This window comes from Paraburkholderia aromaticivorans (genome assembly GCF_002278075.1).
GTDB classification, from domain to species: domain Bacteria; phylum Pseudomonadota; class Gammaproteobacteria; order Burkholderiales; family Burkholderiaceae; genus Paraburkholderia; species Paraburkholderia aromaticivorans.
On record NZ_CP022990.1, the window covers coordinates 1,132,273 to 1,152,693 of the forward strand.

Annotated in this window: 13 protein-coding genes; 3 read left to right on the plus strand and 10 right to left on the minus strand. The window is 63.4% G+C overall.

Features of this window, described 5'->3' with window-relative positions:
- Positions 1 to 60 precede the first annotated feature (60 nt).
- The 7 genes from CJU94_RS24820 to CJU94_RS24850 all read right to left on the minus strand — a co-directional run bounded on the left by CJU94_RS24820 (position 61) and on the right by CJU94_RS24850 (position 10,196).
- Entirely contained in the window at positions 61 to 717 is a 657-nt protein-coding gene (locus tag CJU94_RS24820) for a methionine ABC transporter permease (protein WP_095421302.1), read from the minus strand.
- Positions 710 to 1,870, minus strand: a complete 1,161-nt coding sequence (locus tag CJU94_RS24825) for a methionine ABC transporter ATP-binding protein (protein WP_095421303.1) — start codon at positions 1,868 to 1,870, stop codon at positions 710 to 712. The genes CJU94_RS24820 and CJU94_RS24825 overlap by 8 nt, the downstream gene beginning before the upstream one ends.
- A gap of 125 nt (positions 1,871 to 1,995) precedes the next feature.
- The gene (locus CJU94_RS24830; protein ID WP_167397572.1) at positions 1,996 to 2,835 is read right to left on the minus strand and encodes a MetQ/NlpA family ABC transporter substrate-binding protein; all 840 of its coding nucleotides are present in this window, start codon (positions 2,833 to 2,835) and stop codon (positions 1,996 to 1,998) included.
- A 383-nt stretch (positions 2,836 to 3,218) separates the two neighbouring features.
- Positions 3,219 to 4,796 (minus strand): efflux transporter outer membrane subunit, encoded by a 1,578-nt coding sequence (locus tag CJU94_RS24835; RefSeq protein WP_095421305.1) that lies wholly within the window; start codon positions 4,794 to 4,796, stop codon positions 3,219 to 3,221.
- Positions 4,797 to 4,809: 13 nt separating this feature from the next.
- The gene (locus tag CJU94_RS24840) at positions 4,810 to 7,995 is read right to left on the minus strand and encodes an efflux RND transporter permease subunit (RefSeq protein ID WP_095421306.1); all 3,186 of its coding nucleotides are present in this window, start codon (positions 7,993 to 7,995) and stop codon (positions 4,810 to 4,812) included.
- A gap of 56 nt (positions 7,996 to 8,051) precedes the next feature.
- A complete protein-coding gene (locus tag CJU94_RS24845) occupies positions 8,052 to 9,296 on the minus strand; it encodes an efflux RND transporter periplasmic adaptor subunit (protein ID WP_095421307.1) in 1,245 nt (414 codons plus the stop codon).
- Between the two features lie 45 nt (positions 9,297 to 9,341).
- Positions 9,342 to 10,196 (minus strand): alpha/beta hydrolase, encoded by an 855-nt coding sequence (locus tag CJU94_RS24850; protein WP_095422781.1) that lies wholly within the window; start codon positions 10,194 to 10,196, stop codon positions 9,342 to 9,344.
- Positions 10,197 to 10,379: 183 nt separating this feature from the next.
- On the opposite strand from CJU94_RS24850, the gene CJU94_RS24855 reads away from it, so the two are divergent.
- Both CJU94_RS24855 and CJU94_RS24860 read left to right on the plus strand, forming a co-directional pair.
- Positions 10,380 to 11,384, plus strand: a complete 1,005-nt coding sequence (locus CJU94_RS24855; protein WP_095421308.1) for a LysR family transcriptional regulator — start codon at positions 10,380 to 10,382, stop codon at positions 11,382 to 11,384.
- A 235-nt stretch (positions 11,385 to 11,619) separates the two neighbouring features.
- Complete coding sequence (locus CJU94_RS24860; protein WP_095421309.1) at positions 11,620 to 11,928, plus strand: DUF4148 domain-containing protein; 309 nt, start codon at positions 11,620 to 11,622, stop codon at positions 11,926 to 11,928.
- A 222-nt stretch (positions 11,929 to 12,150) separates the two neighbouring features.
- Here the strand turns inward: CJU94_RS24860 and CJU94_RS24865 are convergent, their stop codons facing one another.
- The gene (locus tag CJU94_RS24865) at positions 12,151 to 13,224 is read right to left on the minus strand and encodes a purine-nucleoside phosphorylase (RefSeq protein WP_095421310.1); all 1,074 of its coding nucleotides are present in this window, start codon (positions 13,222 to 13,224) and stop codon (positions 12,151 to 12,153) included.
- A gap of 258 nt (positions 13,225 to 13,482) precedes the next feature.
- Here CJU94_RS24865 and CJU94_RS24870 point away from each other — a divergent pair, with 258 nt between their 5' ends.
- Positions 13,483 to 14,463 carry an aldo/keto reductase gene (locus CJU94_RS24870; protein ID WP_095421311.1) on the plus strand — a complete coding sequence of 327 codons (981 nt, stop codon included), beginning with the start codon at positions 13,483 to 13,485 and terminating at the stop codon, positions 14,461 to 14,463.
- 9 nt (positions 14,464 to 14,472) lie between these two features.
- On the opposite strand, the gene CJU94_RS24875 is transcribed toward CJU94_RS24870, so the two are convergent.
- Together CJU94_RS24875 and CJU94_RS24880 are read right to left on the minus strand one after the other, a co-directional pair.
- Positions 14,473 to 15,384 carry a cation diffusion facilitator family transporter gene (locus CJU94_RS24875; RefSeq protein WP_095421312.1) on the minus strand — a complete coding sequence of 304 codons (912 nt, stop codon included), beginning with the start codon at positions 15,382 to 15,384 and terminating at the stop codon, positions 14,473 to 14,475.
- 155 nt (positions 15,385 to 15,539) lie between these two features.
- Positions 15,540 to 20,381, minus strand: a complete 4,842-nt coding sequence (locus CJU94_RS24880; protein WP_095421313.1) for an NAD-glutamate dehydrogenase — start codon at positions 20,379 to 20,381, stop codon at positions 15,540 to 15,542.
- Positions 20,382 to 20,421 lie beyond the last annotated feature (40 nt).

The window sequence follows — 20,421 nt, forward strand, 5'->3', positions numbered from 1 at the left end:
GGCGATTCTTCATGCAAATAGCCGCCGCGCGGGCTCGACGATAGACGCGATCCTGCGCGATCACGCTCGCTGAGCAAGCCGCCGTACGAATCGATCGCCGATGAACTGCACCGCCGTGACGATCACGATCAGCAAGACGATCACCGTCACCATCACGGTCGTATCGAAACGCTGGTAGCCATAGCGGATGGCCAGATCGCCAAGGCCGCCGGCGCCGACCGCGCCCGCCATCGCCGACGAACCAATCATCGCCACCACGGTAATGGTGAAACCGCCGAGAATGCCCGGTAGCGCTTCGGGCAGGAGCACATGCCAGATAATGTGCCGGCGTTGCGCGCCCATGGCCTGCGCGGCTTCGATCAAACCCCGGTCCACTTCACGCAGACTCACTTCGGCCACGCGCGCGAAAAACGGAATCGCCGCGATGCTGAGCGGCACGATCGCGGCCCACACGCCGATCGTCGTGCCGATCAACAAACGCGTGAGCGGCAGCAATGCGACCAGCAGAATGATGAATGGCGTGGAGCGGAACGCGTTGACGAGCGCACCGAGCGTGCTATTGACCGCCCGCTTCTCGAAGATGCCGCCGCGTGTGGTGGTCACCAACACCAGCGCCAGAGGAATGCCGACCAGCGCCGCGATAAAGGCGGACACGCCGACCATGACGATGGTGTCGCGAATCGCGTCGGCGAGTTCGGAAAGCCACAACTCAGACATAGCCCAATACCTCGACATGGTTCGCATAGCGGCGCGCGCGATCGAGCAACGTCGCGATCTGCTCCTGCACGGTGCTTTGCGCGTTCGCATGAACTTGCGCCGACACCACGAGGCGCCCCTGCGCATGCCCCTGAATCCGGTCGATGCCGCCATGCACGAAGCTCACGCGCCCGCCTTCCGCGCTCAGCGCTGAAGCAAGGCCGCCCAGGTCCGGCTCGCCGGCGTCCGCGCCGGTGAAACGCACGTCGAGCAGAATCTGCGCATCCACTTGCGCGATGTCGCGCAACGGCTTGACCCGCTCAGCGAGATCCGTCGGCAGATCATGCACGAGCGTACGTAGCAGCGCGCGCGTCGCATCATGTCGAGGATCGCCGAATACTTGCCACACCGGTCCGGTCTCCACCACTTCGCCGCGCTCGATTACCGCAACCGTGTCGCAGACCTCGCGAATCACCTGCATTTCGTGCGTGATCAATACGACGGTCAGGTTCAGGCGCTGGTTGATATCGCGCAGCAACGCGAGAATGGCTTGCGTCGTTTCGGGATCGAGTGCCGAGGTGGCTTCGTCGCAAAGCAGAATGTCCGGATCGGTGACTAAAGCGCGCGCAATGCCGACCCGCTGTTTCTGACCACCGGACAGGCTCGCCGGATAAGCATCGCGCTTAGCCGACAGACCCACCAGTTCCAGCAATGCATCGACCTTTTTCTCGATCACCGCTTTGGGTACGCCGGCGATTTTCAGCGGCAACGCAATGTTCTCGCGCACTGTCTTGGCGGAAAGCAGGTTGAAATGCTGGAACACCATGCCGATACGCCGGCGCAAGGTCACCAGTCCGCGCTCGTCGAGTTCGCCGACGCTCACGCCATTCACGCGCACGGCACCTGAACTCGGCTTTTCCAGGCCATTGACGAGTCGCAGCAGCGTCGACTTACCTGCGCCGCTACGCCCGATAATGCCGAACACCTCGCCCCTCGCCACGTTCAACGAGACGTTGGCGAGCGCCGCGGTCGAGACACCGCGCGCGCTGGCGAACACCTTGCCGACGTCGTCGAATATCACGGCGGGCTGGGTCGCGGCTGCGTGCGAACCCGCATTCACGGCGAGAGACGGCGCGTCTTCGATGAACTGCGGCGCGTCGAAAAGATTGCCCATGTTCTAGCTCCTTTCAGGCTGCCGCGATGGCCGGCGCGGCGGCTTGCAACCGGCGCCGAACGGTTTCTCGCGCAGCGTGGCCGAGGCACTGTCGTCTTCGAACGATTCACGCGGGACCATGCGGGTTACCAGGCGACGGCGTAGAGATTGCCGAAGGCTTTGTCGAGCGCGGCGCGTACCGCCGGCGAATGCTGATAGATCGCGATGAACTTGCGGATACGCGGGTCGTTCACGCTATCAGGACGCACCACCCACTGGATCGCGTAGTTCTTGTTTTCAAGCCCGTCGAACAGCAGCGCGCTATTCGGATCGGTGGTGCCCGCGAGCTTGATGAAGCTCGGATAACCCTGCGCGAGATCGACGTCGTCGAGCGAGCGCGCCAGTTGCGACGCTTCGAGCTGGATGATCTTCAGATGCTTCGGGTTGTCGGTAATGTCGAGCGTCGTCGCGCGATAGTCGATGCCCGGCTTCAGCTTGATAAGACCGGCGCGCTGCAGCAATAACAGACCGCGGCCACCGTTGACCGGGTCGTTGGCAATCGCGACCGTGGCGCCGTCTTTCAGTTCGTCGAAGCGTTTGATCTTCTTCGAATACAGACCGATCTTCATGATCGTGCCGGGCGCGATCGCGACGAAGTTATAACCGCCTTGCTTCTTTGCATTCTCGAGAAACGGAATGTGCTGGAAGTAGTTGACGTCGATGTCCTTGTTGGCGAGCGCCGCATTCGGCGTGTTCCAGTCGGTGAACTCGATGATCTTCACGTCGAGCCCCTGCTCTTTGGCTTCGTGCGCGGCGATTTTGAGCGCTTCGATTTGCGGGCTGGTCGCGGTGCCGATTTTCAGCGTGGCCGAATCGGCCGCCGAGACGGGCGCGGCCTGCAACGCGAGCGTGAGACCGAACGCGCCGATCAGCGACATAGCTGGCGCGTGGAAAAAGCGCCGCACGGTGGATAGAAAAATGCGCATGGTGAACTCTTGAGATGGGGGCGTGGGTTGATTCGAGGCGAGCCGGTCCAGCGGCATGCGTTTGCGCGTCCCCGAACCGATGCGAAGTTTTTCGGCGCGTGAACAGGCATGCCGGACCTATCGGGCAACGGAAATTCGCTGCGGGCGGCTTAAGCCGCCCGTAGCGGCGACGGCGCGCGTAGATCGGTCAGCGCGGACAGCGCAAGGTCGGACAGGTCATCGCCTCTCTCCAGATGAGGTGCGGCTCATCATAGAGGGCGGGAAAGCGGTGGTCTACGAAGGGATTTTCGAAAGGAAAGCGGGAAAAATGATTTGGGCAAAAAAACGCCGGGCCGCGCTGTCGCGCGACCCGGCGTCTTTCACTCGTCCCTGCTTCGATAAACTTACTGCTTTGCCACCTGTTGCACGGAAGCAGCCACAGGAGCCACCGCCGCCACGGGAGCCGAAGCGGGCGCAACCGCGCCTACCGCCTCGTCAGGCGACGTGCCGCCGTCCCAGCCACCACCCAGTGCGCGAATCAGATTGACCGTCGCCACCGCCTGCGTGCCCGACAAATGGCTCGCCTGCAGTTGCGAAATCAGCACCTGCCGCTCGCCGTCGATCACATCCAGATAGCTGACCGCGCCTTCCGTGTACTGCGTGCGCGACAGATGCGCCGCCCGCTGCGAAGCCTGGACCGCATTGTTCTGCTCGCGCATCTGATCGTCGAGCAAGCGCAAATCGGCGAGATTGTCTTCGACCTCACGGAACGCCACCAACACCTGCTGACGATACTGCGCCACGTCCTCGTCATACTTCGAGCGGGCCTGCGCGAGGTTCGCCTTGCGGCGGCCGCCGTCGAACAAAGGCAGCGTCAACGCCGTGCCGGCAAACGGCCCGAGAATGAACGCACGGCTCGACCACATGAACAGATTGCCGAGCGTCGCCGATTCAAAGCCGGCCGCGCCGGTGATATCGAGCTTCGGGAAGAACGCCGACTTCGCAAGGCCGACTCGCGCATTCGCGGCCTGCATCGCCCGCTCCGCCGCCGAAATATCCGGCCGGCGTTCCAGCAACGCCGAAGGCAGACCCGGCGGCACGCGCACCGTCACCGGCGCCAGCGGCGCTTCCGCGAACGAGAAATCCGCCGGCGGCTTGCCGAGCAGAATCGCGAGGCTGTGTTCCGACGCCGCGCGCTGACGCGCCACACCCACGGCATCCGCTCGCGCGCTCGCGAGTTCATTGCGGGCCCGCGACACATCCAGCTCGCCGATATCGCCTTCCTTGAAACGCCGTTCGACCAGCTTCAGCGTGTCCTCGCGCAACGCCACGGTACGGCGGTACAAGTCCTGATCCGTATCGAGTTCACGCAACTGGAAGTAATTCTGCGCAACATCCGCCTGCAGCGACAGTTGCACGGAACGGAACAGGGCTTCGCTTTGCTGCTCGTCGGCACGCGACGCGTTCACGTTCGAGCCGACCCGCCCGAACAGATCCGCTTCGTACGACGCGCCGACCTGCGCGCGCCAGATCGTGCCGTTCGTGCCGCCCGCGCTATCCGGCTGGAATTGCGAGGCCGCCGAAGCACGCTCGCGGGTCGGGCCGAAGCCCGCGTCGAGCTTGGGGAACCAGTCCGACTTCGCCGCCTGGGTGACCGCCCGCGCCTGCTGCACGCGCGCGGCGGCTGCCTTCAGATCCTGATTGGCGGCGGCGGCCTGATCTTCAAGCGCGTTGAGTTGCGGGTCGCCGAAAATCGTCCACCATTCGCCGCGATGCGCGTCGTCGGCGGGCTGGGCCTGCTTCCACGTGCCGTTGTCCTGCGCCGAAACAGCCGAAGCAGCCGGCGTCTCCTTGAACGCCACCGGCGTATCCACTTCGGGCCGTTTGTACGTGGGCTCCACGGAACAGGCGGCCAGCAACGCGACCAGCAAACCGCTGGCGGCCGCCCGGCCCCACCCACTCAAAGATTCAATACGTTTCATTATTGTTTTCTCCTCAGGCGTCCGTCACCGGCGCCCCATAGTGCGGCGAATCTTTCTGCGCGACGTGAATGGTTCCACCCGCCAGCGTACGCAGCACTACATAGAACACGGGGGTCAGCATCAAACCGAACAGCGTGACGCCGAGCATGCCGAAGAACACCGCGATACCCATTGCGTGACGCATCTCCGAACCCGCTCCGCTCGACAACACCAGCGGCACCACGCCCATGATGAAAGCGATCGACGTCATCAGAATCGGCCGCAGACGCAAGCGGCTCGCTTCGATCGCCGCGGAGAGCGGCGTATGCCCGTCGTGCTCCAGTTCACGAGCGAACTCGACGATCAGAATCGCGTTCTTCGCCGACAGGCCCACCAGCACCATCAAACCGATCTGCGTGAAGATGTTGTTGTCGCCACCGGTGAGCCACACGCCGGTCAGCGCGGATAGCACGCTCATCGGCACGATCAGGATCACGGCGAGCGGTAGCGTCAGGCTTTCATACAGTGCGGCGAGCACGAGGAACACGAGCAGCACGCTGATCGGGAACACCCACAAGCCCGCATTGCCGGCCAGAATCTGCTGATACGTCAGGTCGGTCCATTCGAGCTTCACCCCGTGCGGCAGGACTTGCGCCGCCACGCGTTCGGCCGCGGCCTGCGCCTGGCCCGACGAGAAGCCGGGCGCCGGTCCACCGTTGATGTCCGCAGCCGTATAGCCGTTGTAACGCACCACCATTTCCGGACCGAACGTCGGCGTTACGGTCACCAGCGACGACAACGGCACCATGTCGCCCGCGGCATTGCGCGTCTTGAGTTGCAGGATGTCGTCGGCGCGTTGACGGAACGGTGCGTCCGCCTGCACCCGCACCTGATACACACGGCCGAAGCGGTTGAAGTCGTTCACGTACAGCGAGCCCAGATAGATCTGCATCGTGTTGAACACGTCCGTGACGGGCACGCCGAGTTGCTTGGCCTTCACGCGATCCAGGTCCACGTTCAGTTGCGGCACGTTGATCTGATAGCTGGAGAAGGTCGGGCCGAGTTCAGGCGTCTGCGCCGCCTTCTTCACGAACGCCTCCGCGGCCTTGTTCAACTCCGCGTAACCGAGCGCGCCGTGATCCTCCAACTGCATCTTGAAGCCGCCGAGCGTGCCGAGACCGAGCACGGGTGGCGGCGGGAACACCGCCACGAACGAATCCTTGATCGCACCGTATTGCTGATTCAGCGCACCGGCGATCGCACCGGCCGAAAGCTTCTTGTCGCCACGATCCTTGAAAGGCTTGAGCGTGACGAACACGATGCCCGCGCTGGAGCTATTCGTGAAGCCGTTCACCGACAGCCCCGGGAACGCCACCGCGCTCTCCACGCCCGGCTGCTTCAAGGCAATCGAGCTCATGTCGCGGATCACCTTCTCCGTGCGATCCAGCGACGCACCGTTCGGCAGTTGCGCGAACGCAATCAGGTACTCCTTGTCCTGCGCCGGCACGAAGCCGCCCGGCACCACGCGCGAAATCAGCACGGTCGCGCCCAGCAGGATCGCGTACACCGCGAGCATGGCGCCCTTGCGGCGCAGCACGCCGGTCACGCCACGGCCATACTCCGTCGAGCCGCGATGGAAGACCTTGTTGAAGCGCTTGAAGAAACCACCCAACAGGCGATTCATCACGCGCGTCAGGAAGTCTTCTTTGGCCCCGTGGCTGCGCAACAGCATCGCGGACAAAGCCGGCGAGAGGGTCAGCGAATTGAACGCCGAGATCACCGTCGAAATCGCGATGGTCATCGCAAACTGCTTGTAGAACTGGCCCGTCAAACCGGTCATGAACGCGAGCGGCACGAACACGGCAACCAGCGTGAGCGCAATGGCGATAATCGGCCCGCTCACTTCCTGCATCGCCTTGTACGTCGCGTCGCGCGCACTCAGCCCGTTTTCGATGTTCCGCTCGACGTTCTCCACCACCACGATCGCATCGTCCACCACGATCCCGATGGCGAGCACCATGCCGAACAATGACAACGCGTTGATCGAGAAGCCGAACGCGAGCAGCAGCGAGAACGTCCCCACGATCGACACCGGCACGGCGATCAGCGGAATGATCGACGCGCGCCACGTCTGCAGGAACACGATCACCACGATCACTACCAGCGCAATCGCTTCGAGCAGCGTATGCACGACCGCCTCGATACTCGAGCGCACGAACTGCGTCGGGTCGTAGACGATCTTGTATTCGACGCCCGCCGGCATGTCTTCCGCGAGTTCCTTCATCGCGGAGCGCACCTGATCGGAAATCGCGAGCGAGTTCGCACCCGGCGCCTGGTTGATGGCGAGCGCCACCGCAGGCTTGTTGTCGAGCAGCGAACGCAGGCCGTATTCCGAGGCCGCGAGTTCGATTCGCGAGATGTCTTTCAGGTAGGTCACGCCGCCGTCCGGCGTGGTCTTGACGATGATGTCGCCGAATTCGCCCTCGGTCTTCAGACGGCCGCGCGCATTCACCGACAACTGCAGCTGCGTGCCCGGCACCGAAGGCGATGCGCCGATCACACCGGCCGCCACCTGAATGTTCTGCTCGCGGATCGCGTTGACCACTTCGGTCGCCGTCAAGCCGCGCTGCGCGACTTTCTGCGGATCGAGCCACACGCGCATCGCGTAGTCGCCTGAACCCCACAATTGCACTTCGCCCACACCCTGAATCCGCGCGAGCCGGTCCTTGACGTTCAGCAGCGCGTAATTGCGCAGGTACGTCATGTCATAGCGATTGTTCGGCGAGATCAGGTGAACCACCATGGTCAGCGTGGGCGAGCTCTTGATCGTCGTGACGCCGAGGCGCTGCACGTCTTCCGGCAGACGCGGCAGCGCCTGGTTGACGCGGTTCTGCACGAGCTGCGTCGCGAGGTCCGGATTGGTGCCGAGCTTGAAGGTCACCGTGAGCGTGAGATTGCCGTCGCTATTCGCTTGCGACTGCATGTACAGCATGTTCTCGACGCCGTTGATCTGCTCTTCGAGCGGCGATGCGACTGCTTCGGCGATCACCTTCGGATTCGCACCCGGATACTGCGCGTGCACCACCACCGAAGGCGGCACGACTTCCGGGTACTCCGAGATCGGCAGCTTGAAGAGCGAAATCACGCCCGCCAGCAAGACCAGTACCGATAGCACGCCGGCAAAGATCGGCCGATCGATAAAGAATTTGGATATGTTCATTGGAAGCTCTTAACGTTGGAGCATGCGCCGCGCGGTCGGGCCGCGGCGCGCGAGGCTCACGAGTTCTTGTCCGCTTTGGCGCGCTGTTGCGGCTGCGCTTGCTCTTGCGTCGGTGTCGGCGTCTGCGCGAGCGGCGCGCTGTTCGGATCCTGATCGGCCGTCATCGGCACCATGTGGGCGCGCACCGCATCGCCGGGGCGCACGCGCTGAATGCCGTTCACGACGATCCGGTCGGTAGGTTTCAGGCCGCCCTTCACCACACGCAGGTTGCCCTGCATGCCACCCACGGCGATCTCGCGGTATACGACGTGATTGCCCGCGTCCACCACCAGCACGAATTTCTTGTCCTGATCGGTGCCGACGGCGGCGTCGTCGATCAACAGGGCCGGATGCGGTTCGCTGCCACCGACCTTCACGCGCGCATACAAGCCCGGAATCAGTGCGCCGTCCTGGTTGTCGAAGCGCGCGCGCACGCGGATCGTGCCCGACGACGTATCGAGGCGGTTGTCCACCGACTCGATCACGCCGCTGCGCGAGTAGCCGCTTTCGTCCGCGAGACCGAGCTCCACCGGCACCTTGCTGCCGTCTTTCGCGCGGCTCAGGTATTGCAGGTAGGTTTGTTCGTCCGCGTCGAACGATGCGTAGATCGGCGAAACCGACACCAGCGTGGTCAGCGGCGCCGCGCTGGCGCCCGCCGACACCACGTTGCCCACCGTGATTTCCGCGCGCGACACGCGGCCCGCCACCGGCGCGACGATCTTCGTGTAGCCAAGATTGATGCGGGCGGTTTCGAGGGCGGCTTGCGCGGCCTTCAGGTTCGCGCTCGCTTCGCGCGCGGCGTTCTGCTTCTCGTCGTAGTCACGCTTGGCGATCGCGTTGTCGGCGATCAGGCGCTGCGCACGCTCCCAGTCGCTTTGCGTGTAGCCCGTGCGCGCCTGCGCGGCCGCGAGTTGCGCTTCGGCTCGATCCACTTCGGCGGCGTACGGACGCGGGTCGATCACGAACAGCGTGTCGCCTTTCTTCACGAGCGCGCCGTCCTTGAAATTGACGGACACGATGGTGCCCGGCACCTGCGAGCGCACGTCCACTTTCTCGACGGCTTCGAGACGGCCCGAATAGCTCTGCCAGTCGGTGATCGTTTTTTGCACCACGGTGGCGACATCGACTTCCGGCACGATGGTCGGCGCGGCGGGCGAACTCGCGTCCACGCGAATCGCGCCGAAGGTACCCAGCCCGGCCACGGCGATGACGACTAGGGCGGCAATCGCCACACGGCGACGCGAAAGAGGAAGGATAGTCATGTGAAGCTCCCGGTATCGTTGATCAAAGTTTTACTTGTTTCTGTTTTATCGATGGGCGCGGGCATCGAAGCGCCACTGAAAAAATCGCACCGCTTCCTGCAACGCGGGCGGATGATCGGCCAGCGCCGCATGCGAAACGCTCGGATAGCGGACCACCTGGGTCAGCACGCCGGCGTCGATCAGACTGCTGGCGTATTTCTCCGCTTCCACATGCAGCACGTCGTTTTGCGCCGTCGCGATCAGCGTGGCCGGCAGGCCCGCAAGGCGCGACGATTCCAGCGGCGCGGCATACGGATGCATGCGCTGGGACGCTTGCGGCAGATACGCGCGATAACAGGCCGCGCACTCTTTCGCCGTGATGTCCGAGCCGAGGCGTTTTTCGTCGCCGAGACGCGTGAGGCTCGGATCGAGCATCGGCCCGAACAGCGCCTGGGCAGCTATGCGCACGTCGCCGCGATCACGCGCAATGAACGCGAGGCAATTGGCCAGCTGCCCGCCCGCATCGTGTCCGGCCACGCCCACCTTCTTGCTGTTGCCGCCGAATGCACGCGCCCGCGTTTGCACCCACAGCGCCGCGCGGTGCGCGTCTTCGGGCGCGGCCGGAAACGGAAACCGCGGCGCGAGCGAGTAGCCGACCGATACGACGAGAGCCGGTAAGTGTTCTGCGAAATAACGCGAGGCGTAATCGGCCTGTTCGATCGATCCCTTCGTAAATCCACCACCGTGGAAATAAAGCAGTACCGGCAATGCGGTTTTTTTTGCCTGCCGGTAAAGGCGTAACGTGATGTCCTGCGCGTGTCCTTCGATCTGCACGTCAGTGACTTCCAGTGCCGCGCTGTCGGCCTCTGCCGGCTCGCTGCCGGTGGGCACGAAGGAGTACGGCGGTTTAAATGCTTCCATGTCGAGCCGCGCAATGCGCATAGAACTTCAATGGTGCGAATTGTGGGTTCAGCAGACTCGTAAATAAATGCCTATAATCCGGCAACACAATTCGGCGCCCCTGAACAATCGAATGCGATTGTCTGCGGATTCGCGGTGGAGTCCTTTCCTGCTCGGTGCGCCCGCCCCTATTGGAGGTCTGCAATGGACCGGCTTCAGGCCATGCAAGTGTTCACCCGTGTCGTCGACACCAACAGCTTTACCCGCGCAGCGGAAACGCTCGACCTGCCGCGCGCGTCGGTTACCACGATTATTCAGAACCTCGAAGCGTTCCTCGGCACGCGTCTGATGCATCGGACCACGCGGCGTTTGTCGCTCACGCCGGACGGCGCGGCGTACTACGAACGCTGCGTGCGCATCCTCGCGGACGTCGAAGAAACCGAGGCCAGTTTTCAAAGCGGCAATAAAAAGCCGCACGGCAAGCTGCGCATCGACATGCCGGGGTCGATTGGCCGCTTGCTGGTGATTCCTTCGCTGTGTGAATTCCACACGCGCTATCCGGACATCGACCTGCAACTCGGCCTGACGGACCGGCCGGTGGATCTGTTGCAGGAAGGCGTGGACTGCGTGGTGCGGGTTGGCGCGCTACAGGATTCCTCGCTAGTGGCGCGCCGTATCGGTTTGTTCGAGGGCGTGACCTGCGCGGCCCCCGATTACATCGAGCGCGCAGGCATGCCCAGTTCGCTCGAAGACCTGGAGAATCACAAAGCAGTCAATTACTTTTCGAGCCGCACGGGGCGCACGCTCGATTGGGCCTTCATGGTTGACGGCAAAGAAGTCGAAGTGAAAATGAAGAGCATCGTGTCAGTGAACGACGCCGATGCCTACGTGACGTGCGGGTTGGAAGGCTTCGGCCTGATTCAGCCGGCGCTCTTCATGGTGCTGCCGCATCTGCGTTCGGGCCAACTGGTGGAAGTCCTGCCGGAGCTGAAACCTTTGCCGATGCCGATTTCCGCAGTCTATCCGCACAGCCGGCATCTGTCGCCTAAAGTCCGCGTTTTCGTAGACTGGATCGCCGAGCTGTTCGATCGTTGTCCGTTGCTGAGCGGACGCGGCAGTCTCGACGCCACGTGCACGAAGCGCACCTTCGAAGAACGCGAGTCCGCCCCGACGCTCGACACGCCAGTAATATCGGAGTGGGTCGCGTGATCAGCGCGCCTTGAAGTACAGAATCTGGAACAGTGAATTCCAACCGCGGCTCTAATGCCGCGGTTTTCTTTTCCAGCACCGCAGCTGCTGTGGTTTAGCGCGGCGTTGTCGCGATTGTTCTGGAAACACGACAATTCATTTCGCGAAAGTGCGATTTATCCGCCGAGTCGCGAAGTCTACATTTCACCCTGTCGCAGCGCCGCTCGTGCTGCAAACGAATCGACAGGACTGAATCATGAAACGCAATCTCTTAGCAGGTCTGGCTCTTGCACTGCTCGCGAGCGCGCCGGTGTTCGCCCAGAGCAGCAGCGGCGGCATTGGCCGCGCCGGGACATATGACACACAACCCGCGCCGACCACCAGCGCGAAAACGCGTGAAGAAGTGAAGGCGGAACTCGTCGCGGCCTATCGCGATGGTTCGCTGCCCGCGCTGAATCGCACGACGTATCCGAACAAAGGGCTGATCGGTCAAACCCAGGCTGCACGCATCGCGCTGCAGGAAGGCACGAGCGGCGACCTCACGCGCGTGGCCAACAAACAGTAAAGCAAACGCCGTTGCAATGATTCGGTTTCCAAAAGAAATAGTCATTGCCGCGCATCCATGCACTCTTCAAAAAGGAGCACATCATGACACCCTCGGAACTCGACAATTGGGATACTGACACGCCAGTGTGGACGCCGTACCGCGCGCCCCAACACTAAGTGTCGAAAGTCGCAGCGCGCGCCCGCGGAACCGGTCCGCGGGCGCACACGCATCTAAAGAGGCCTAGCGCCTCGGCACGCCGTCGCGCCACTCGCCCCAATGTGTGGCGATATCCTGCACGAGCGGATTGCCCGAGAGGAACAGGTTCTGGATGGCGATCGTAAAGCCGCCTTGCGCAGCGTAGTTCAGCAGGTTGTCCGCGCTCGTCTGTCCGTCGTAGGGCCGGTCGAAATCGGAGCCCGCCCGCAACACGGCCACGCGACTCAAATCCACCTTATGTACCGAAGCCGCGCGCTTGAGGGCCTCGTACGTGGCGTTATCCTCCTGCTGCGTCGTGCAGTAGACGCCCTTTCCATCGGTCAGGATTCTGGTCCAGTCGCGGGCGCGCTGGCCGAGCAACGTGCCCGACCACCAGGTGTCGCCAGCCAGCGTGTCGCACTGAATGACGGTTGGCGGCCGGTTCGCAGGCGCATAGGAATACTTGGCGCGCGCCGCTTGCGCCTGCACGTTGTCGGACAGTGTCACGCTGCGGGATAGAGCGAACGCCGTGTCCGCGAGGCGGGTGTTCAACTGGAAGACTTCCGTACGGTAGTCGAGCGGCGGCTTGGCGGTAGGACTCGTGGTATTGATGCCAAGGTAGCCCGTCGTCCAGCCAGGCGGAATTTCACGCCCGTCTATTTCCCACTGAATCCCGAAGTCGACCAGATATTTCGCCCACGCGGCGGATCCCACCGTTCCCTGCTGCGGATCGATCCCCGCAATACCGGCAACCATGAAGTACGTATGCCGCAAATCGAAACGCGGCGAGAACGTCAGCGCCATGATCGACGCCGCTGCATTGCTGTGGCCCATGCCGGTGGTCATCACGCAGACGTCCTGCTTGTTGCAATGGACCGTCGGGTAATCGGGCGACAGGCCGTCCACCGCGATCTCGCGCCAGGGCCCGAGGTTGTCGAGCCACACCTGCCCTTCCGGCCCGAACATCGAAATGATCATCACCTTGACGGGGCGCCCGCGCGCGCCGCCGTCGTCGTGCGAGAAACCGTCGTTGTCGTCCGCGCTGGCCGGTCCGGACGAAAAGGCCGCGCATGCCGCGAGTGTAACGGCGGCAATGGCGCCGAGTGAGCGAGTCAGCATCGTGATCTTCCTTTTTTGCTCTGATGCAGGTTGGGAGAAAGGGCTGCTTTCAAGCCGAAAGAAGTATAGGTGCGAAGAAATTATTTTCCACTACGCGATGCACTATCGGGCCACGTTGCCGGTCGCCTCGGCCGTCATGCAAAACGGTTCGGCACGCTCCGGCCGCCGTTTTCCTATAATCGAGCGTCCGCAGCACGCCCTGAACGGAATCCGCCGGGGGCGCACCGCGCTTGTGCACTTCACAACAGGAGCACCACGATGGACTATGTGAAACTCGGCCGCACCGGCCTCGATGTATCGCGTCTTTGCCTCGGCTGCATGAGCTACGGCGTGCCGTCGCGCGGCACCCACCCCTGGTCGCTCGACGACGAAGCCGCGCGGCCCTTCATCAAGCAGGCGCTCGATCACGGCATCAATTTCTTCGATACCGCGAATGTCTATTCCGACGGCACGAGCGAGGAAATCGTCGGCCGCGCGCTGAAAGACTTTGCGAAGCGCGACGAGATCGTGCTCGCCACCAAGGTGAATAGCCGCATGCATCCCGGCCCGAACGGCGCGGGCCTGTCGCGCAAGGCGATCATGGCGGAGATCGACCACAGCCTCAGGCGCCTCGGCACGGATTACGTGGACCTGTACCAGATCCATCGGTGGGATTACGGCACGCCGATCGAAGAAACCATGGAAGCGCTGCACGATGTCGTCAAAGCGGGCAAGGCCCGCTATATCGGCGCATCGTCCATGTATGCCTGGCAGTTCGCCAAGGCGTTGCATGTGGCGGAGCGCAACGGCTGGACGCGCTTCGTGACGATGCAGAACTACGTGAATCTGCTCTACCGCGAGGAAGAGCGCGAAATGCTGCCGCTATGCGAAAGCGAAGGGATCGGCGTGATTCCGTGGAGTCCGCTCGCACGCGGGCGCTTGACGCGTGACTGGAACACCGAGAGCGCGCGTTCCGGGACCGATGAATTCGGCCGCACGCTGTACGCGCAGACGGAGGACGCGGACCGGCGCATCGTCGAACGGGTCAGTGAGATCGCCAAAGAGCGCGGCGTGCCGCACGCGCAAGTGGCGCTCGCGTGGGTGTTGCAGAAGAAGCCGATCACCGCGCCGATCGTCGGTGCGACCAAGCTGCATCATCTGGACGATGCGGTGGCCGCGCTCTCGTTGAATCTGAGCACGGAGGAAATCGCCCGGCTCGAAGAGCTCTATGTGCCGCATGCGGTGACCGGATTCAAGTAAGCGGCGCGCTCACGTGTCAACACGCGGCACGTCCGGTTCGAAAAACACCCAGCGGACTTGCGGAAACCTGGCCTGCAAGTCCGCTTCGATCACGTTGATCGCATCGATCATGGCGCGCCCGCTCGCGTAGTCGATCATTTCGGCCTGCACCGCCACCACGACATGCCGGCCCCATTGCAGCGTGATCATGTTGATGATGCTGCGAATCTCGGCGCGCCCGCGCAGATGCGCCTCGATGGCGCGGCGCACCTCGGGGCTCGCCGATTCGCCGACGATCATCGACTTCACTTCACGCGCCACCAGCCACGCGATCACCATCAGCAACAAGCCGACGCCGATCGAGCCCAGCGCGTCGTAGACCGGATTGCCGGTCACGAGGGTGAGCAGCACGGCAACGAAGGCGATCGCAAGGCCTGCTAGCGCGGCGATGTCCTCGCCCGCCACCACAAGCAGTTCTGACTCGCGCGTCTCCCGAAACCAGCGCCACATGCTTTTGTCGGGATGCGTCTTGCGGATTTCCCTGACGGCGCCCCACAAGGAAAGCGCTTCGAGCACGGCGGACACGCCGAGCACCGCCAGCGCCACATACGCATACTGCAGAGGCTCACGCACGAACAGACGATGCACGCCCTCGTACACCGAGAACGCGCCGCCGACAAAGAACAACAGCAGCGCGACCAGCAGCGAATAAAAGTTGATCTCGCGCCCGCTGCCCATGGGATGCAACGGACTTGCCGGTTTGCGCGCTTCGCGCAGGCCGAATAGCAGGAGCAATTGATTGCCGCAGTCGGCGGTAGAGTGAATGGCTTCGGCGAACATCGAGCCGGAACCCGTGAAAGCGGCAGCAGCGAACTTACAGATGGCAATGCCGAGGTTGGCGGCGAGCGCATAAAAAATGGCTTTCGGCGATTCTTCTTTCATCGTCGTGACGGGCGTCCGTGAGATTGCAAAGCGCTTTCGATAGGCAACAGCCCGTATTATGGCCATGCCGGGCGCCATGCGTCCAACCGCGGTGTTGTTTGCATCGTGTGCCTGCCCGCAGTCGAAACTATCGACGCCCCCCTCCGCCCGCCGCGTCAGGCCCTTTCCAGCGCCGCCATTTCACGCACGATCACCAGCAGCATCGACAGGCTCGCGCCGCCCGTGGCCCGCAGATCGGCCAGCAGTCGCGCGTAGCGTTCCAGTTGCGCGGCGCGCTTCTGACGCCATGCTTCGACGAGTGCGTCCGGCGTGGATGCCTCGTCGGCGCCGGCCAATGCGCTCGTGGTCAACGCGCGTTTGAGACGCGCGAGTTCGGCCAGCGCGGTGGCGCGCGCCAGCATGTCCCAGTGCGTGGGCACCGGCAAGGCGGCCGCGCGCTCGCTGATCCAGCCGGAATTGAGCAGCGTGCCGAGCGCGAAATAGACGCCCGCCACCAGTTCGAGACTGCGCCCGCAGGTCGAGGCCACTTCGGCGATGTCCAGCAACGCGGCGGAGATCTCGCCGCTCGCGATCCGCACCGCCAGTTCGCTATCCACGCCGGCGTCCGCGAATACGCGCTGCCGCTCCGAAAGCGCTTCCAGGTCGGCGCTCGGCAGCAGCATGGGCCATTGCGGTGCAAGCCGCTTCGCCGCGTCGCGGCAACGCGCGAGCAGGCCGGCCACGTCGCCGTCGCTGACCGCGCCCGATTGGAATTGCCGCAGGAACCACAACGCGGAACGCTCGACGAGCCGCGCGACTTCGACGAACATGCGCGCCTGGACGTCGTCGGCAACGCGGTTGTCGAGCGCGTCGATGCTGCGCCAGACGTTGTCGAGATCGAACACGTCGCGCGCCATGATGCAGGCCCGCACGATGTCGCCCGGCTGCGCGTCGGTTTCCTCCATCAGCCGGTGTACGAACTCGCAGCCCACCCGATTCACCAGCGCGTTGGTCAGATGCGTGGCGAGAATTTCGCGGCGCAGCGGGTGGCGTTGCATCGGCCCGCTAAAGCGCTGGCGCAGCGGCTTGGGGAAATACTCCACCAGCATGTCGGCGACGAGCGGGTCTTCCGGCATCGACGATTCGAGCAGCGCGTCGTACAGCCACATCTTGCTGTAAGCGAGCAGCACTGCGCGCTCCGGCGTGGTGAGCCCCTGTTTCGCGGCTTGCCGTTCGGCGACTTCCTCATCGGTCGGCAAAAACTCGATCACGCGATTCAGCCGACCGGTGCGTTCGAGGTAGCGCATCAGGCGCGCTTCCGCATCGAGCAACTCGACGCCGTAGCGGCCCGCGATCGACAGCGCCTGAGTCTGGTAATAGTTGTCCTGCAACACAAGCAGGCCGACCTCGTCGGTCATTTCGGCGAGCAGCGCGTTGCGCTGCTTCTCCGTCATCTCACCGTCGGTCACGACTAGCCCCAGCAGAATCTTGATGTTGACCTCGTGGTCCGAGCAGTCGACGCCCGCGGAGTTGTCGATCGCATCGGTATTGATACGGCCGCCGCGCTGCGCGAATTCGATGCGCCCGAGCTGCGTCAGACCGAGATTGCCGCCTTCGGCCACCACCTTGCAGCGCAACTCGGCGCCGTTGACGCGGATCGCGTCGTTGGCGCGGTCGCCGACCTGCAGATGCGTTTCGCGGCTCGCCTTCACATAGGTGCCGATCCCGCCGTTGTACAGCAGATCGACCGGCGCCTGCAAAATCGCGCGCATCAGTTCCGTGGGCGGGAGTGCCGGTGCGCTGATGCCGAGCACCGACTGCACCGCCGGCGAAAGCGGAATCGTCTTGGCACTGCGCGGAAACACGCCGCCACCCGCCGAGATCAGCGTAGGATCGTAATCGGCCCAACTCGAGCGATCGAGAATGAACAATCGGCCACGTTCGGCAAGACTGACCGCTGGATCGGGATTCGGATCGAGAAAGATATGCCGATGATCGAACGCGGCCACCAGCTTGATATGCGGCGACAGCAGCATGCCGTTGCCGAATACGTCGCCGGACATATCGCCGACGCCGACCACCGTGAAATCCGTGGTCTGCGTATCCACGCCCATTTCGCGGAAGTGCCGCTTGACCGACTCCCATGCACCGCGCGCGGTGATCGCCATTTTCTTGTGGTCGTAACCGACCGAACCGCCCGAGGCAAATGCGTCGTCGAGCCAGAAACCATATTCCTGCGAGATCGCGTTCGCGTAGTCGGAGAACGTGGCCGTGCCTTTGTCGGCGGCGACCACCAGATAGGGATCATCGGGATCGTGGCGCACCACGTCGGGCGGCGGCACCACGGCCGTGCCCGCGAGGTTGTCGGTCAGATCGAGCAGGCCGCGCAGGAAGGTCTGATAGCACGCGATACCTTCGCGCATCCACGCGTCGCGTTCGGTTTGCGGCGGCGGATTCTTCACCACGAAGCCGCCCTTGGAACCGACCGGCACGATCACCACGTTCTTCACCATCTGCGCCTTCATGAGGCCCAGCACTTCCGTGCGGAAATCTTCACGTCGGTCCGACCAGCGCAATCCGCCGCGCGCCACGCGTCCGCCGCGCAAATGCACGCCTTCCACGCGCGGCGAGTAGACCCAGATTTCGAACATCGGTTTCGGTTCGGGCAGGCCGGGCACCAGCGCGGGATTGAACTTGAAGGACAGATACGGCTTCGGATGCCCTTCGGCGTCGAAGCGATAATAGTTGGTGCGTTGCGTGGCTTTGATCACGCCGAGAAATTGCCGCAGGATCCGGTCTTCATCGAGATTCGGCACCTGATCGAGCGCGCTGTCGATCGTGCGCAGCCAGCCGTCCACGCGCGCTTCGCGCGTCTCGCCCAGCACCGGGTCGAAGCGGGCCACGAACAACTCGACCAGCATGCGCGCAATCGCCGGATTGCCGGTCACCGCGCGTTCGATGTACGCATCGCTAAAGGTCGACCCCACCTGCCGCAAATACTTGGCATAGGCACGCAGTATCGTCACCTCGCGCGCATTCAGTTGCGCGCGCAACACAAGGCGATTGAAGTCGTCGCTTTCGATCGCGCCGGTCCATACCTGCTCGAACGCTTCTTCGAAGAGATCTTTGACACGCTCGATATCGAACTCCGCGTCGTCCGCGAGTTCGAGGCCGAAGTCGTGAATCCATGCGGGTGTCGCGCCCAGCGCCTCGATCAGATAGGGCCGCTCCTCATCGACACGCACGCCGAGATGTTCGAGCATCGGCAGGCTGCGCGACAACGCGATCGGCAGACCCGCGCGGTACACCTTGAAGCGAAACGCACGCGGACCCGCTTCGATCGGGCGATACAGGTTCATCGCGAGCCGTTCGCTGCCTTGCACGCGTTCGATCAGTTCGATGTCGCGCACCGCCGTGCGGGCCGGATAATCGTCGCGATAGCCCGCGGGAAACGAATCCGCGTAATGCTGCAGCAGGCGATTGCCCTGCTCTTCGCCGAACGCGTCGAGCAGTGCGTCGGCGAGATCGTCCTGCCAGCGGCGCGCGACCTGTACAAGCCGCGCTTCCAGCTCGCGCGTATCGACATTGGGCATGCCGCCCGGCTTTGCATGCACGACGAAGTGAATGCGCGCCAGCGTCGACTCCGAAAGCAGCGGCGTGAACTCCACGCTCTCGCCGTTGAATGCGTCAGCCAGCAGATTGGCGATACGCTGCCGCAAATCGGTGTTGTATTTGTCGCGCGGCACGAACACGAGGCACGACACGAAACGGTCGAAGCGGTCTCGCCGCACGAACAGGCGGGTGCGCTGATGCTCCTGCAAGCGCAGCACGCCTAGCGCGGTGTCGTAGAGCTGATTCTCTTCGGCCTGAAAAAGCTCGTCGCGCGGATAGGTTTCGAGCACCGTGACAAGCGATTTCGCGAGATGCCCCTTCGCGAGAAATCCCGCGCGCCGCACGATATTCGCGCACTTGCGCCGCACGATCGGAATCTCCGAGGCCGACACGAAATACGCCGTGGACGTATAGAGACCGATGAAACGCCGCTCGCCGGTCACCTTGCCGTCCGGCCCGGTCAGCTTGATGCCGACATAGTCCAGATAGCCCGGCCGGTGCACGGTGGCCCGGGAATTGGCCTTGGTGAGAAAGATCGGCGACGAAGCGGAAATGATCTCGACCGCGGCCGGCGGCAAGGGCGTGACCTCGGCGGCGCCGACAGGGCGCAGCGCATCGCGCAGAATGCCCAGGCCCGAGCCCGGCACCGCGCGCAATCCGTAGCCGATATCGTGCTGCACCAGTTCGTAATCGCGCTGACCGAGAAAGGTGAAATGATCGGCCACCATCCATTCGAGAAACGCGCGCGCTTCCAGACCTTCGGGCCCCGCCTCACCGGCTTTCATGCCTTTGATCGTGGCGCGCGCGAGTTCGACGATCTTCGGCCAGTCTTCCACCGCCGCCCGCACGTCGCGCAATACGCGGGCGATGTCGTCGCGCAGCGCATCGAGCTTTGCGGCATCGCCGCAACGGTCCACCTCGAAGTGGATGAACGAAGTCAGGTGCGAACGCGAGTCCGTGGCTTCTTCGGCGCCCTGGCTCACGCGCGCGATACTGCCGTCGGGCGCACGCCAGATGCGAAACACCGGATGCACGACGGAATGCAGCGCGAGGCCATGCCGGTTGACCGCCATCGACACCGAATCGACCAGAAACGGCATGTCGTCATTGACGATTTCGATCACCGTGTGATCGGAGTGCCAGCCGTGCTGCTCGAGAATCGGGTTATAGACGCGCAGCCGTTCGCCGCCCGCTACGAAGCGCTGCGCGGTCTGCCAGTGCGCAAGCGCCGCGCCGTAGAGATCGGCGATCGAGCGGCTTTGCAGATCGTCGGCGTCGACGAAATCGTAGTAGTGCCGCAGAAAAGGCTCGACGACCTTGAAGGTGGGTTCGGGCAGGCGTCCCCGCGCGAATTCGACGACATCGTTCAGCAAGTGCGTGACAGCTTCTTCGTTCTTTGCTTGCATGATCAACTCCCCGGCTGGCGGCAATGGCGAGTATGGCTTG

What these genes read in the sequence shown, in the direction of transcription:
- CJU94_RS24820 (WP_095421302.1), bottom strand. Translation starts at nt 717, where the DNA reads ATGTCTGAGTTGTGGCTTTCCGAACTCGCCGACGCGATTCGCGACACC.
- CJU94_RS24825 (WP_095421303.1), bottom strand. Translation starts at nt 1,870, where the DNA reads ATGGGCAATCTTTTCGACGCGCCGCAGTTCATCGAAGACGCGCCGTCT.
- CJU94_RS24830 (WP_167397572.1), bottom strand. Translation starts at nt 2,835, where the DNA reads ATGCGCATTTTTCTATCCACCGTGCGGCGCTTTTTCCACGCGCCAGCT.
- CJU94_RS24835 (WP_095421305.1), bottom strand. Translation starts at nt 4,796, where the DNA reads ATGAAACGTATTGAATCTTTGAGTGGGTGGGGCCGGGCGGCCGCCAGC.
- CJU94_RS24840 (WP_095421306.1), bottom strand. Translation starts at nt 7,995, where the DNA reads ATGAACATATCCAAATTCTTTATCGATCGGCCGATCTTTGCCGGCGTG.
- CJU94_RS24845 (WP_095421307.1), bottom strand. Translation starts at nt 9,296, where the DNA reads ATGACTATCCTTCCTCTTTCGCGTCGCCGTGTGGCGATTGCCGCCCTA.
- CJU94_RS24850 (WP_095422781.1), bottom strand. Translation starts at nt 10,196, where the DNA reads ATGGAAGCATTTAAACCGCCGTACTCCTTCGTGCCCACCGGCAGCGAG.
- CJU94_RS24855 (WP_095421308.1), top strand. Translation starts at nt 10,380, where the DNA reads ATGGACCGGCTTCAGGCCATGCAAGTGTTCACCCGTGTCGTCGACACC.
- CJU94_RS24860 (WP_095421309.1), top strand. Translation starts at nt 11,620, where the DNA reads ATGAAACGCAATCTCTTAGCAGGTCTGGCTCTTGCACTGCTCGCGAGC.
- CJU94_RS24865 (WP_095421310.1), bottom strand. Translation starts at nt 13,224, where the DNA reads ATGCTGACTCGCTCACTCGGCGCCATTGCCGCCGTTACACTCGCGGCA.
- CJU94_RS24870 (WP_095421311.1), top strand. Translation starts at nt 13,483, where the DNA reads ATGGACTATGTGAAACTCGGCCGCACCGGCCTCGATGTATCGCGTCTT.
- CJU94_RS24875 (WP_095421312.1), bottom strand. Translation starts at nt 15,384, where the DNA reads ATGAAAGAAGAATCGCCGAAAGCCATTTTTTATGCGCTCGCCGCCAAC.
- CJU94_RS24880 (WP_095421313.1), bottom strand. Translation starts at nt 20,381, where the DNA reads ATGCAAGCAAAGAACGAAGAAGCTGTCACGCACTTGCTGAACGATGTC.